The organism is Polyangium sp. y55x31, from assembly GCF_029946505.1.
GTDB lineage: Bacteria > Myxococcota_A > Polyangia > Polyangiales > Polyangiaceae > Polyangium.
In genome coordinates, this window is sequence record NZ_JARZHG010000004.1 from 78271 (window position 1) to 91828 (window position 13558).

At 67.7% G+C, this 13558-nt stretch carries 11 protein-coding genes; 9 read left to right on the top strand and 2 right to left on the bottom strand.

All coding sequences use genetic code 11. The annotated features are described in order from the left end of the window. Positions 1 to 199 precede the first annotated feature (199 nt). Positions 200 to 1180: an AraC family transcriptional regulator gene (locus QHF84_RS09300; RefSeq protein ID WP_281312854.1), complete on the bottom strand. Its 981-nt coding sequence runs from the start codon at positions 1178 to 1180 to the stop codon at positions 200 to 202. Positions 1181 to 1321: 141 nt separating this feature from the next. On the opposite strand from QHF84_RS09300, the gene QHF84_RS09305 reads away from it, so the two are divergent. The 3 genes from QHF84_RS09305 to QHF84_RS09315 all read left to right on the top strand — a co-directional run bounded on the left by QHF84_RS09305 (position 1322) and on the right by QHF84_RS09315 (position 3691). Continuing rightward, positions 1322 to 2080 (top strand): oxidoreductase, encoded by a 759-nt coding sequence (locus tag QHF84_RS09305; RefSeq protein ID WP_281312855.1) that lies wholly within the window; start codon positions 1322 to 1324, stop codon positions 2078 to 2080. Positions 2081 to 2870: 790 nt separating this feature from the next. Further along, a complete protein-coding gene (locus QHF84_RS09310) occupies positions 2871 to 3374 on the top strand; it encodes a hypothetical protein (protein ID WP_281312856.1) in 504 nt (167 codons plus the stop codon). Positions 3375 to 3487: 113 nt separating this feature from the next. Then, complete coding sequence (locus QHF84_RS09315; RefSeq protein ID WP_281312857.1) at positions 3488 to 3691, top strand: hypothetical protein; 204 nt, start codon at positions 3488 to 3490, stop codon at positions 3689 to 3691. A 7-nt stretch (positions 3692 to 3698) separates the two neighbouring features. On the opposite strand, the gene QHF84_RS09320 is transcribed toward QHF84_RS09315, so the two are convergent. Beyond that, the gene (locus QHF84_RS09320) at positions 3699 to 4898 is read right to left on the bottom strand and encodes a hypothetical protein (RefSeq protein ID WP_281312858.1); all 1200 of its coding nucleotides are present in this window, start codon (positions 4896 to 4898) and stop codon (positions 3699 to 3701) included. A 119-nt stretch (positions 4899 to 5017) separates the two neighbouring features. On the opposite strand from QHF84_RS09320, the gene tssI (QHF84_RS09325) reads away from it, so the two are divergent. The 6 genes from tssI (QHF84_RS09325) to QHF84_RS09350 all read left to right on the top strand — a co-directional run bounded on the left by tssI (QHF84_RS09325) (position 5018) and on the right by QHF84_RS09350 (position 13549). Continuing rightward, positions 5018 to 7102: a type VI secretion system tip protein TssI/VgrG gene (tssI, locus tag QHF84_RS09325; RefSeq protein WP_281312859.1), complete on the top strand. Its 2085-nt coding sequence runs from the start codon at positions 5018 to 5020 to the stop codon at positions 7100 to 7102. An 11-nt stretch (positions 7103 to 7113) separates the two neighbouring features. After that, complete coding sequence (locus QHF84_RS09330; RefSeq protein WP_281312860.1) at positions 7114 to 7971, top strand: DUF4123 domain-containing protein; 858 nt, start codon at positions 7114 to 7116, stop codon at positions 7969 to 7971. Between the two features lie 18 nt (positions 7972 to 7989). Then, entirely contained in the window at positions 7990 to 10095 is a 2106-nt protein-coding gene (tssI, locus tag QHF84_RS09335; protein WP_281312861.1) for a type VI secretion system tip protein TssI/VgrG, read from the top strand. Positions 10096 to 10230: 135 nt separating this feature from the next. Next, complete coding sequence (gene tssI / locus QHF84_RS09340) at positions 10231 to 12315, top strand: type VI secretion system tip protein TssI/VgrG (RefSeq protein ID WP_281312862.1); 2085 nt, start codon at positions 10231 to 10233, stop codon at positions 12313 to 12315. Between the two features lie 14 nt (positions 12316 to 12329). Next, positions 12330 to 12692 carry a PAAR domain-containing protein gene (locus QHF84_RS09345; RefSeq protein ID WP_281312863.1) on the top strand — a complete coding sequence of 121 codons (363 nt, stop codon included), beginning with the start codon at positions 12330 to 12332 and terminating at the stop codon, positions 12690 to 12692. Continuing rightward, a complete protein-coding gene (locus QHF84_RS09350) occupies positions 12689 to 13549 on the top strand; it encodes a DUF4123 domain-containing protein (RefSeq protein WP_281312864.1) in 861 nt (286 codons plus the stop codon). Before QHF84_RS09345 ends, QHF84_RS09350 begins: the two co-directional genes overlap by 4 nt. Positions 13550 to 13558 lie beyond the last annotated feature (9 nt).

The window sequence follows — 13558 nt, forward strand, 5'->3', positions numbered from 1 at the left end:
CGCAGGGCTACATGGGTCCGCTCGGCGTCCCGTCGATGACCGGACCGGCGGCGGCCTCCTTGTCCCTCCGTCTACGTTCGTAGTTTCTTGTGGAAGGTCCGGAATGCCAGCGGAGGGTCTTGACGTCGGCATCGAGCCGAGGCGGATCCGGGTTCGGGGCCGGGCGACCTTCGGCGGAGGGCCGCTGGTTCCTACGCCTTCAAGCCCGGAGGGCTCGACGCCCTTCGTCCGAAGCCGCGCTCGAATCGCTCGATTCGAGGTGCCGCCGCCACGCGCCGGGGGCCATGCCGGCCCATTTCCGGAACGCGTGACTGAACGAGGCCTCGGACGAGTAGCCGGTGAGGCGCGAGACCTTCGCGAGCGCCGCGCCCTCGCGGAGGAGAACCGCAGCCTTTTGCATGCGGAGCCGCGTGAGGTAGCCGAGCGGCGGCTCGCCGACGAGCTCGGTGAAGCGCGCCGCGAAGACCGAGCGCGAGACGCCCGCTTCCTTCGCGAGCGACGCCACCGTCCACGGCTCCTCGGCGCGCCGGTGCATCACGCCGAGCGCCGCGGCGGTGCTCGGATCGCGGAGCGCGCCGAGGAAGCCGCCGCCCTCGGGCAAGCGCGCGAGGTACGCGCGGAGGATCTGGATGAACATGACGTCCGCCATCCGAAGGAGGACGATTTCGGACCCGGGCCGGTTCGTCTCGATCTCGCGCGTGATGAACTGGATGTTCTCGAGGAACGACGGCACCGCCTGCTCCGCGTCGGGCGTCATCCGGATGAGCGGTGGCAATGCCGCGAGGATCGGTGTCGCGAGCGGATCGTCGAGCACGAAGCCGCCCGTGATGAACGTCGTCTCGGGGCCTTTCGCGCCGAGGTCGATGTGGATGACGCCATGGGTCGCGTGGGTGGCGCATCGCGCGACCTCTTCGAAGCTCCGGGGGGTGCTCCGCGGATGGTCGCGCAGCGCATGGGCGTGGCCGAGCGGAAGGACCGCGAGATCACCACCGGAGAGCGCGACGCGCGGCTCGTCCGTCTTGTCGACGTTGAGCCAGGCGCTGCCGCGGACCACGTAATGGAACCGAATGCAGCTCTTGACCACCGGCAGGGCAACGCCCCACGGCGCGCGCCCGACGGTGGAGACCCAGCGCGTCCGCTGCAAACGAACCGGGGCAAGCACCGCGCTCAGGGCATCCATCGCTCGATATCGTAATGGGCGCGGGCCGCGGTGTCCAAGCCGCGCGGACGATCTCGCAATTTTTCCGGACGACTTCGCATGGTTCGTGCGGATCGCGAGCCGTATGTAGGACGCGTCGTTCTCGACGAAAGGAGCATCCACATGTCCAGCAAGCTCGATCTCTCGAAGGAGCTCGTCGGTCGCCGTGCCCTCGTCACCGGAGGCTCGCGCGGCATCGGCGCGGCAATCGCGCAGCGTCTTCTCGATTCCGGCGCCAACGTCGTGGTCGCCGCGCGCTCGCGCAGCGACGTCACCCCCGCGGCGGCGACGTTCATCTCCGGCGACGTCCGCACGAGCGAAGGGGTGAAGGCGATCGCCGCAGAGGCGATCGCGGCCCTCGGCGGCCTCGACATCCTCGTGAACAACGCGGGCGGGTCGCGCGTGTTTCCGGGAGGCTCCCCGACGATCCCCGACGAGGAATGGCAAGACACCCTCGCGCTCAACCTCTTCGCGGCGATTCGACTCACGAACGCGGTCCTGCCGGCGCTCCGCGCGTCGAAGGCCGCCGCAATCGTGAACATCTCGTCGACGGCAGCGACGATGCCGTTCGGCCCGGTCGCGCATTACGGCGCCGCGAAGGCGGCGCTCGATGCCTACTCGCGCACGCTCGCCGTGGAGCTCGCGTCGAGCGGCATCCGCGTGAACGTCGTGACGCCGGGGCCGGTGGCGACACCGAGCGCCGACGAGCTGCGCAAGACGTTCCCCGGCATTCCGGACGACGCGTGGCCCCAGCAGGTGCCACTCGGACGCCTCGGCACCCCCGACGACGTCGCAGAGGTCGTCGCGCTCCTCGCGTCGGATCGCGGAGGGTGGCTGACCGGCGGGAACTACCGCGTCGACGGAGGAATGACGGCGCGCTGACGGTCGGATGGTGCGCTCGACGCCGCCCATTCTCTTGCGGCTTACCGGTGTGCCGATGCGCGGCTGTACGCTCGGCCTCCTCGGGGGTCAACGGCCGTCACCGAGCAGCACGCGCGAGCGCCACACCGCCGCCATCATCCCTGCCACCTCGACCCCCCCGGATGCATGGGCCGCAGAAATACGCTGTCGAGCGCAGTGAAGTGGCTGTCGGTCCGTACGGGTGCCTCTGCGATGAAAGCCGTCCGCCCGGCGGCATCGATCCACCCTGCCCGCAGCATCATGGCAGCCGCGGGCGGCCCCGAGGAAGCCACGCGCGGCAGCGCAGAAGCCGCGTGCGACATCGCGGAAGCCGCTGGCAGGCTCATGGTCGCCGCGGACGGCATCACCAAACCGGCGCGCGGCCTCATGGACGTCGCGCGCAGCCTCCCCGACCCCGCGCGCAGCATCCCCGAACCCGCGCGCGACATCCCCGACCCCGCGCGCGGCCTCATCGATGCCGCGCGCAGCACTGCCGACCCCGCGCGCGGCATCGATCGATCCTGCAGGCAGCACCGCCGACCCCGCGGACGACGTCGCCGACCCCGCAGGCGTCGTCATGGGGCGTCGCGCACGACATCGACCGACCCTGCACGGAACACCTTCGATTCCGAACGCAGCATGTTCCTCAACCCGAGCAGGATTTCATCCCTTGCAAAGAAATCCACCATGGCCATCCTCGGCACTCTCCTCGCGCCGTTGCGCGTGGAGGCGTCATGCACCCATTCCCCCCTTTTGGGGAGGAGAGCCCACCATGCCGAATTCCTTGGAGCCCGTCGCGCTCGACACCCTCGTCCACGATTGCACCGCGTTCGCGCCCTTCCTCGTCGACCTACCGCCGCGCGCCCGCATGGGCATGTGCTCGGAACGAGAGGGCTTTCCGGAGGTCGCCGCCGAGATCCTCACGAACCAGCCCGCCCTTGGCGATAAGGCCGGCATCACGAAGGCCGATGTCGACTCGTTCCAGGAGTCGAACCATCGCATCGCCATGATCGACGCGCGCCTGCCCGCTCTGAAAAAGCTCGTCGAGATGATGGAAGAGACGCGGGCGCTCGAGGACGACAAGAGGCAACGGCTGGTGCACGCGTTCGCGGATTCGATCGAGCGCCGATCCAAGGCGACCGGGGACAAGGCGCTGCTCGCGAAATACGAAAAGACGCGCACGTATCGGTCGGCGGCCGCAATGAAGGGCGTCAAGACGCGAACGAAGAACGCCAAAGCCGCGGAGGCCGAGGGCGCGGAGCCGATGCAGGGGTAGATGACGATTGCCTCACCCCCGATTGAAAGGTCCTGTAAGGACACGACCGAGCCGCCGAATGATATCGATCCTCTGGAGAGAGGTCACCGGACCTCGAAGAAGGAGGACGCCCCATGGCTCACGACGTGGAAGCAATCAAGGGACCTTACGGCTCGATCGGCTGGGTGCGATGCAAAGCGTGCGGATGGAGCGGCGCGGGCAGCGACCAGCCCCCGAAATGCCCGCCGGCGTCCGCCACGGGCCCCGGCACGGGAACGGGCACGCTCGATCCCATCGATCCGCTCGAACCCGAGCCGGTGAAAGAACCCGCGCCTTGACGGCGCCTCAATCGACGACGCGCACCACGGCCTTCGGCGCCAGTCGATAGCCGTCCTCGAATCGCTCGATCACCTCGCGCAGCCCGAAATGCCTTAGCCGCGTGAGCGCCACGTACACCCGGTTCGCGCCCACCTCGAAGCTCGGCCGCTCGCCCGGCCACCCCGCTTCGAGCAGCTCCCACATCGTCAGCGGCTCGCCCGACCCCGCCTTTTGCTTCTCCACGAGCGCCAGCAAAATGCGCCGCTGCGCCCGGCCGAGCCTTCGCCGCTCTCCATCCGATCCCGCCACCCAGGCCGCGTCCTTTCCGAGCGTGAGCATGAGCTCCGCGCCCGTCCGCCCCCCGCCCCGCCCGAGCAGCGCGGCCACGTGCGCCTCGAAGGCCTCCGGCTCCGGCCTCGCGCCCACACAAGCGCGGATACGATCGGCCACCTCGATCGCCTCCTCCATGCTCGCCCGCAGCGCCGGCAGCTCGCCGAGCACGCGTTGCTCCACCCAGCGCAGGCAATCGAGGAGCTCCGCGTCCGACGGCTGCAGCTCGCCCCGCACGATGCGCCCCACGGCGTCCGAGATGTCCACGTGAGGCATCAGCGAACGCATGAAAAGCACGAGCGCCACGTAATCGCCCATCGGCGACGGCCTCCCCTGCATCGCGAGCTCGGGCGCCTGATACGAGACGAGGGAGCCGTCCGCGGTCCCGTCGTCCCTCTCGACTGGAAAGTTCCTGCCGAATCCCACGAGGAAAAAGCGGCCCTCGCCGTTGAACAACAGATTGCCCAAAGAAATGCGGCCGAGGCAGATCGGCCCGCCCGTGCGCGGATCACACTGCGCGTGCGCGGCCTGCATCGCCGTGCGCAGACCCACGATGAACCCGTCGGCCGCGCCATAGGGGATTTTTTGCGTTGCATCGGCCATCGCCTGCAGCACGTCCTGACCGTCGACCACGGCGTCGCAGGCGAGCTCGAGGAATGGCGTCCCCTGCGCCTCGCCGCGAAAGGCGACCTTCGGGATCCGCGGGTGATCGAGCCGCGCGTGCGTGCGCTCCACCTCGGCGAGCGCCTCGCCGATCCGCCTCGGATTCGCGGACGCGCCGGGCAGCACCAGCGTGCAGCGCTCCCCATCGTCCGCGTGCCGCGCTGCGACAATGTTGTACGCGCCGCGTGATCGAATGGGCACCGGGTCCACGTAGCGCTCGAGAAACGAGGGCACGCTCGTGGATACCACATCGGCCAGGCCCGAGCGACGCGGCCGCGAGCCACGTCGCTGTTTGCGCTTGTCTTCCAGGAAAGGCCCGCTCTAGAGTTACGGCCGCCCAGGAGGCGGCTTTCATGCCGATTCTCGAGCTTTCGTTCGCGTGTGGAGAGACGTCCTTGTCCGTGCGCCACTTCGCGGTGCAGGAGGCCGTCTCGAGCTTGTTCACCGTGTCCGTGATGGCTCGGTCCGAGAGCCCCGGCATCGACCTCGAGGCCATCATCGGCAAGCCCGCGAGCCTGCGCGTCGTCAGCGGCTGGCTCTACGCGCGCCTCGGCGGCGCTCGCCTCTGGACCGGCATCGTCAACTCGATCGAGCAGGTGCACGCCGTCCAGCCCGGGGGACAGGGCAAGGAGCTCTCCACCTATTCGCTCACCATCGTCCCCACGTTCTGGCTCCTCACCCAGCGCCGCAACTACAAGATCTTCCAGCACCTCTCGATCCCCGACATCGTCGATCGGGTCCTCGACGAGTGGAGCCTCGAGCGCACCTGGGCCGTCGATCGCGGCCGTTATCCCAAGCTCGAGTACAAGGTCCAGTACGGCGAGAGCGACTTCGCGTTCGTGAGCCGCCTGCTCGAAGAGGCGGGCATCTCGTACACGTTCCCCGACGACGACGCGAAGGGCTCGAAGCTCACGCTCGGCGACAGCCTCGAAGCGAACCCGCTGCGCCCGGGACCGGCCCTGCCGTACGTCGACAACCCGAACCGCGAGTCCGAGAAAGAGTACGTCTCCAAGGTCCGCCTCTCGCAGGCCGTGCGCCCCGGCGCGCACGTGATTCGCGACTACGATTTCCGCAACCCGAGCTACGCCCTCTTCGGCGACGCCCAGAACGCCGAGGGCAACGAGGCCAAGTACGAGCAGTACCATTACCAGCCCGGCGCCACGCTGATCGAAGGCGGCAAGGGCGGCGGTACGCCGGCCGCGGACGACAAGGGCACAGCGCGGTACGTCGAGTCGCACGGCAAGGCGCGCGCGGCGAGCATGCTCGGCGGGGCCCGCAGCGACAGGCGCGCCGCCTCCTTCGAGACGAACACGATCGACCTCTGGCCGGGCCAGATCTTCCGCATCGACAAGCACCCGCACGCGCTGCTCGGCGACGAGACGCGCCTGCTCGTCACGCGCTTCTCGGTCGACGGCACGCCGGGCGAGGAGTGGCACATGTCGGGGCAAGCCGTGTTCACGGACGCGCCCTACCGGCCGCAGCAGAAGACGCCGAAGCCCAAGGTCGAGGGCGTGCAGAGCGCGCGTGTCGTCGGTCCCTCCGGCCAGGAGATCCACACCGACGAGTTCGGCCGCGTCCGCGTGCAATTCCCCTGGGATCGCGACGGCCAGAACGACGACGACAGCTCCTGCTGGATCCGCGTGAGCCAGGGCTGGGCGGGCACGGGTTACGGCATGATCGTGATCCCGCGCGTCGGACAGGAGGTCCTCGTCGGCTTCCTCGATGGCGATCCGGATCAGCCGATCATCGTGGGCCGCGTCTACAACGCGAAGCAGGCCGTCCCGTACAAGCTGCCCGAGAACAAGACGCGCTCGGCGTGGAAGACGAACACCTCGCAGGGCGGCGACGGCTTCAACGAGATCATGTTCGAGGATCTCAAGGATCAAGAGCTCGTCTGGGAGCACGCGGCGAAGAACCGGCGCCGGCTCGTGAAGAACGACGAGACGATCACGATCGGCCACGATCGGCAGAAGCTCGTGCAGAACGACGAGCAGGAAAAGACGCTCGGCAACCTCAAGATCTACGTCGGCAAGGACCAGGACATCGTCGTCAAGCAGGACAAACGCGAGCGCGTCGAGGGCGACGATCACCTGCGCGTCTGGGGCAAGCAGAGCACGGCGATCGAGGGCAACCGCTCGCTCGTGGTGCAGGGCGACCGGCACGAGCTCGTCGGCAAGAACCACGCGCTCGCGGTCGCGCAGGAGATCCACGTCGCGGCCGGATCGGCGCTCGTCATCGAGGCGGCCAGCGATCTCACGCTCAAGGGTCCGGGCGGGTTCATCCGCATCGACGCGGGCGGCGTCACGATCCGCGGCAAGAAGGTCTGGATCAACAGCGGCGGGTCGGCCGGCGACGGCCGCGGCGCGTCACCCGAGGCGCCGGCCGAGGCGATCGAGGCGGTCGTCGACGACGTGAGCAAGACCCTGATCGGGCAATAGGGGGGCACTCGGTGAACGACCCGCGGCTCATCGTCGAAGTGCGTTATGGCAAGCTCGCCGGCACGAAGACGGTGATCGACCCGGGCCGCGCCTTGCGCGTGGGCCGGACCGACCTCGCCGACCTCGTCATCGCGCACGACATGCAGATGTCGGGCACGCATTTCGAGCTGCAATGGGACGGCGCGCGGTGCGCCTTGCGCGACCTCCACAGCCAGAGCGGCACACGCCTCGGCGGCCAGGCCGTCGAGCAGGGCGACGTCCCGCACGGCGGCTGGATCCAGGCGGGCGAGACCGATTTCATGGTCTACGTCGAAGGCAAGACGAACCCGCCGGCGGACTTTTTCGAAGACGCCGAGCTCGCGCGCGAAGAGGCGCGTGTCCTCGCGGCCGAGCAGGCGCTCTTCTCCTTGCGCTCGATCGCCGGGGACAAGCCTCTTTATGCCGTCCTCGACATGGCCCGCGATCGGCGCATCCTCGGCCTCGTCCGCGAGCACGTCGAGCCGCACCGCTCGCTTTACGACGGCCCGCAGGGCGAGACGTTCGAGGACGTCGCGCCGTACCTCGTCGGCCCCATGCGCCGCGACTCGGGGCTACTCGACCGCCTCGTGCGCGAGGGCTTCGGCAAGCGCTGGGGCATCTATTGCACGAGCGACGAGAAGTTCGTCGAGGTGCGCCGCCATTTCCGGCGCTTCTTGATGGTCGAATTCGACGAGACCGGGGAGCAGGTCTATTTCCGCTTCTACGACCCCGGGGTCGCGCGGGTCTTCTGGCCGACGTGTAATGCCGCGCAACGGACCGAGCTGTACGGAGCGCTCGGGGACATCCTCGTCGAGGGCAAGGACCTCTCGCTCCTCCGCCTGCCACGCTGACGTACTGGGAGCTTTACGATGGCCATCCTGGATCTGAAGGTCGCCGGAGAACACGAGCTCTTCGTCCGTCATTTCTCCATGGATGAGGGCGTCTCCGAGCTCTTCACGGTCACGCTCCTCGTCCGCTCGCGCGACCATAGCCTCGATTTCTCCTCCATCGTCGGCAAGCCCGCCTCCTTCCGCGTGCAGGCCGGCTACGAGCACGTCGCAGGCGGCGGCGCGCGCTCGCTCGCGGGCATCGTCTCCTATGCGGAGCAGGTCGAAGCCTTGCAGGAGGTCAGCGCCGAGGACGGCCTCTCCACCTACGTCCTCTGCATCGTCCCCGACCTCTGGCTTCTGACCCAGCGCCGCGGCAATCGCATCTTCCAGCACCTCTCGATCCCCGACATCGTCAAGCGTGTCCTCGGCGAGTTCGGGGTCGGCGGCGAATGGCGCGTCGACGGCGGCGCGTATCCCAAGCTCGAATTCAAGGTCCAGTACGCCGAGACCGATTACGATTTCGTCTCGCGCCTCCTGGAGGAGGCCGGCATCGCGTTCGTCTTCGAGGACGGCGGCCGGCTCGTCTTCAGCGACGCGCTCGAAGCGGGCCCGAAGCGCAAAGGCCCGCCCATTCCGTACGTCGACAACCCGAACGCCGCCGCCGAGAAGGAATACGTCAAAAACGTCGGCATCGGCCGCGCCGTCCGGCCCGGGGCCGTCGCGTATCGCGATTACGATCCGCGCCACCCCGAGCTCGAGCTCACCGCGCTCGCCTCGCCGCACACCGGCGTGGAAAAACCGCTCGAACAGTACCATTACGACGCCGGCTCCTTCCTCGCCGAGACGGGCAAGGCCGGCTTCACGCCCGTCGCCGACGACAAGGGGTTTGCCCGGCACGATCACGGCTACGGCTACGACCTCGCCCGCCGCACGCTCGAAGCGGCCCGCGTCGATCACCGCGACGTCACCGTCGAGGGCAACACGCTCGACCTCTCGCCCGGCGTCGTCTTCTCGATCGCGCGCCACCCGCACCCGGAGCTGCCTGAAGGTCGCTCGCTCCTCGTCGTCGAGAGCAAGCTCTCCGGCTCCGACACGGGCGAGTTCGAGATGAGCGCGCGCGCCTTCTTCACCGATTACAAATACCGCCCGCCGAAGAAGACCCCGAAGCCGATCATCCACGGCGTGCAGAGCGCGACCGTCGTCGGCCCCGCGGGCCAGGAGATCCACACCGACGAATACGGCCGCGTCCGCGTCCAGCTCCCCTGGGATCGCGAGGGCAAACGCGACGACGACAGCTCTTGCTGGATCCGCGTCAACCAGGGCTGGGGCGGGCTCGGGTATGGAATGCTGAACCTCCCGCGCATCGGCCAGGAGGTGCTCGTCGTCTTCCTCGAAGGCGACCCCGACCAACCCGAGGTGGTCGGCCGCGTCTTCAATGCGATCCAGCAGGTCCCGTACAAGCTGCCGCAGCACAAGACGCGCTCGACGTGGAAGAGCGACACCTCGCTCGGCGGCGGCGGCTTCAACGAGATCATGTTCGAGGACCTCGCCGAGAAGGAGCTCGTCTGGCAGCAGGCGCAAAAAGACCGCCGGCGCAAGGTCGAAAACGACGAGTTCGCCACGATCGTTCACGACCGTACGAAGCTCGTGAAGAACGACGAGCGCGAGCACATCGAGGGCAACCAGAAGCTCTGGGTCGGCAAGGACCTCGATGCGGTCACGAAGACGAACAAGCACGAATGGATCGAGAAAAACGCTCACCTCGTGGTGAAAGGCAGCCGACGTGAGGAGATCACGGGCAAGCATTCACTGACGGTGAAAAAAGACCTTCACGAAAAAGTCAGTGGGAGCCTCGCGCTACGCGCGGGGAGCGACGTGCACCACGTGGCCGGCGAAAACTGGGTCGGCGAGGGCGGCGCGGACGCGACCGTGAAGGGGCCCGGCGGCTTCCTTCGTATTCATGGGGGCGGCATTACGATCTCGGGCACGATGGTGTGGATCAACGAGCGTGGATCCCCCGGCAAGGGCCGAGGCGCGAAGCCCGAGGCGCCCGACTTCGGCGATGCCACGGGCCCCAAGCAAGAAGAGAACGTGAGCGACGTGTCCGGCCAGCTCGGCGACGAAGAGACGAGCTGCGAGCATTGACGCAGAGCGAAACGCATTTTGCGCCGATTTTGATCTTGAGCCCGACCGCGAAGCCGGTTTAGGGTGCCTACGCCAAAATTCGGACAGTACGCGCATTGGTCCTGACGGTCGCGTCACGTCGAGGAGGCGGCTTCCATGCCGATCTTGGAGCTATCGTTCGCTAGTGGTGAGACGTCGTTGTCGGTGCGCCACTTCTCGGTGCAAGAGGGCGTCTCGAGCTTGTTCAGCGTGAACGTGATGGCGCGCTCGGAGAGCCCCTCGATCGATCTCGAAGCGATCGTCGGGCAGCCGGCGAGCCTCCGTGTCGTGAGCGGCTGGCAGTACGCGCGCCTCGGCGGCGCGCGGCTCTGGACGGGCGTGGTGAGCTCGATCGAGCAGGTGCACGCGGTGCAGCCGGGCGGCCAGGGCAAGGAGCTGTCGACGTATTCGCTCCGCATCGTGCCGACGTTGTGGCTGCTCACGCAGCGGCGCGGGTATCGCATCTACCAGCACCTCTCGATCCCCGACATCGTCGATCGTTTGCTCGGCGAGTGGAGCGTCGAGGCGAAGTGGGAGATCGATCGGGGCCGCTACCCGAAGCTCGAGTACAAGGTCCAGTACGGCGAGACCGATTTCGCCTTCGTGAGCCGCCTGCTCGAAGAGGCGGGCATCTCGTACACGTTCCCGGACGACGACGCGAAGGGCTCGAAGCTCACGCTGAGTGATCGCCTCGAAGCGAACCCCGCGCGGCCCGGCGGCGCCCTGCCCTACGTGGACAACCCGAACCGCGAGTCCGAGAAGGAGTACCTCTCGAAGGTCCGGCTCACGCACATCGTCCGGCCGGGCGCGCACACGATTCGCGACTACGATTTCCGGAATCCGATGTTCGCGCTCTTCGGCGACGCGCCGAAGGCCGAGGGCCCCGAGGCGAAGTACGAGCAGTATCATTATCAGCCGGGCGCCACGCTCGTCGAGAACGGCAAGGGCGGCGGCGGCACGCCGGCCGCGGACGACAAGGGCACGGCGCGGTACGATCAAGGGTTCGGCAAGGAGCGCGCGGAGCGCATGCTCGGCGGCGCGCGCGCGGACAAGCGCACGATCGCCTTCGAGACGAACACGATCGATCTCTGGCCGGGGCAAATCTTCTCCGTCGACAAACACCCGCACGCCGAGCTCGGCGAGGACAAACGCCTGCTCGTCACGGAGTTCTCGGTCGAGGGCACGCCGGGCGAGGAGTGGAGCATGTCGGGGCAAGCCGCGTTCACGGACGCGCCCTACCGGCCGCAGCAGAAGACGCCGAAGCCCAAGGTCGAGGGCGTGCAGAGCGCGGTCGTCGTGGGTCCTTCGGGCCAGGAGATCCACACCGACGAGTTTGGCCGCGTGCGTGTGCAGTTCCCCTGGGATCGCGAGGGGAAAAACGACGACGGTAGCTCCTGCTGGATCCGCGTGAGCCAGGGCTGGGCGGGCACGGGATACGGCATGATCGTGATCCCGCGCATCGGGCACGAGGTGATGGTCGGCTTCCTCGACGGCGATCCGGATCAGCCGATCATCGTGGGCCGCGTCTACAACGCGAAGCAGGCCGTGCCGTACAAGCTGCCCGACAACAAGACGCGCTCGACGTGGAAGAGCGACACCTCGCTCGGCGGCGGCGGCTTCAACGAGATCATGTTCGAGGATCTCAAGGGCCAGGAGCTCGTCTGGGAGCAGGCGCAAAAGAACCGGCGCAGGCTGGTCAAGAACGACGAGACGATCACGATCGGCCACGATCGGCAAAAGCTCGTCTCGAACGACGAGCAGGACAAGACGATCGGCTTCGTGAAGGTGTTCGTCGGCAAGGACCAGGACATCGTCATCAAGCAGGACAAACGCGAGCGCGTCGAGGGCAACAGCCACCTGCACGTGCAGGGCAAGCGCAACCAGCGCATCGAGGGCAATCAGTCGCTCGAAGTGAAGGGCGACAGGCACGAGCTCATCGGCGAGAACCACGCGCTCGCGGTGTCGAAGGAGCTGCACATCAAGGCCGGCACGGCGCTCGTGATCGAGGCCGAGGATCTCACGCTGAAGGGCCCGGGCGGGTTCATCCGGATCGACGGCAGCGGCGTCACGATCCGCGGCACGAAGGTCTACATCAACAGCGGCGGCTCGGCGGGCCAGGGCTCGGGCGCGTCGCCGGAGAAGCCGGACGAGGCGATCGAGGCGGTCGTCGACGACGTGAGCAAGACGCTCATCGCGCAATAAAAGGAGCCACGAAAATGCCTCCTGCCGCACGAATCACGGATCGTCACAACTGCGGGATTCACCCGCCGAACGTCATCGTCCAGGGCGAGGGCACGGTCATCGTCGGCTTCCAGCCCCAGGCGCGCGTCGGCGACGCCGAGGCTTGCGGCGCCGCCATTTCCGCCGGCGAGCCCACCGTCATCATCGGTGGAAAGGACGCCGCGCGAAAAGGCGACCCCACGAACCACGGCGGGACGATCGCGTCGGGGTGCCCCACGGTCATCATCGGCTCCAATCCGATGGCCGTCCTCCAGACGGACAAACCTTTCTGCGAGGACTGCGCCCGCAAGGCGGCCGAGCGCGCGGCGCGGCAGAAGGCTGGGAGGGACGGGTCGTGACCGAGCCTCGGCTCATTGTCGAGGTGCGTTATGGCAAGCTCGCCGGCACGAAAAAGGCCGTCGAGGCGGGCCGCGCGCTGAAGGTCGGCCGCACCGATCTCGCGGACCTCGTCGTCGCGCACGACGGGCAGATGTCGGGCACGCATTTCGAGCTGCAATGGGACGGCGCGTCATGCCACTTGCGTGATCTCGCGAGCCAGGGCGGGACGCGCCTCGGCGGCCAGGCCGTCGAGCAAGGCGAAGTCCCCCACGGCGGCTGGATTCAGGCGGGCGAGACCGATTTTTTGGTGTACGTCGAGGGCAAGACGAAGCCGCCGCGGCGCAAGCTCGAACGGTCGCCCGAGGATGAAGAAGCGCGCCTCGAGGCGGCCGCGAGGGCGTGCGAGTTTTTGCGCGCCGAGGCGGCGAAGGTGCCGCTCTACGCGATCGTGGACGGCGCGCGGGATCGCCGGATCCTCGAAGTCTTGCGCGAGGGCGTCGAGCCGCATCAATCGCTCTACGATGGCCTGCAGGGTGAGACGCTCGAAGACGTGGCGCCGTACCTCGTGGGCCCGTTCCGCAAGGACTCGGCGCTGCTCGACCGACTCCTTTCCGAGGGTTTCGGCAATCGCTGGGGCATCTTCTGCACGAGCTACGACAAGTTCGTGGAGGTGCGGCGGCACTGGCGGCGCTTCTTGATGGTGACCCTCGAATCGACGAACGAGAAGGTTTACTTCCGTTTCTACGATCCGGGCGTGTTCCGCGTCTTCTGGCCGACCTGCAGCCCTGCGCAGTGCCAGGAGTTCTCGGCCGGCATGGAGGAAATCTTCGTCGAGGAAGAGGACCTCTCGATCTCGGCGCTCGTAAGGCCTCACTGATTCGGAGTC

Excerpts from the sequence above, each read along its gene's own strand:
- QHF84_RS09300 (WP_281312854.1), bottom strand. The coding sequence starts at position 1,180 with ATGGATGCCCTGAGCGCGGTGCTTGCCCCGGTTCGTTTGCAGCGGACG.
- QHF84_RS09305 (WP_281312855.1), top strand. The coding sequence starts at position 1,322 with ATGTCCAGCAAGCTCGATCTCTCGAAGGAGCTCGTCGGTCGCCGTGCC.
- QHF84_RS09310 (WP_281312856.1), top strand. The coding sequence starts at position 2,871 with ATGCCGAATTCCTTGGAGCCCGTCGCGCTCGACACCCTCGTCCACGAT.
- QHF84_RS09315 (WP_281312857.1), top strand. The coding sequence starts at position 3,488 with ATGGCTCACGACGTGGAAGCAATCAAGGGACCTTACGGCTCGATCGGC.
- tssI (WP_281312859.1), top strand. The coding sequence starts at position 5,018 with ATGCCGATTCTCGAGCTTTCGTTCGCGTGTGGAGAGACGTCCTTGTCC.
- tssI (WP_281312861.1), top strand. The coding sequence starts at position 7,990 with ATGGCCATCCTGGATCTGAAGGTCGCCGGAGAACACGAGCTCTTCGTC.
- tssI (WP_281312862.1), top strand. The coding sequence starts at position 10,231 with ATGCCGATCTTGGAGCTATCGTTCGCTAGTGGTGAGACGTCGTTGTCG.
- QHF84_RS09345 (WP_281312863.1), top strand. The coding sequence starts at position 12,330 with ATGCCTCCTGCCGCACGAATCACGGATCGTCACAACTGCGGGATTCAC.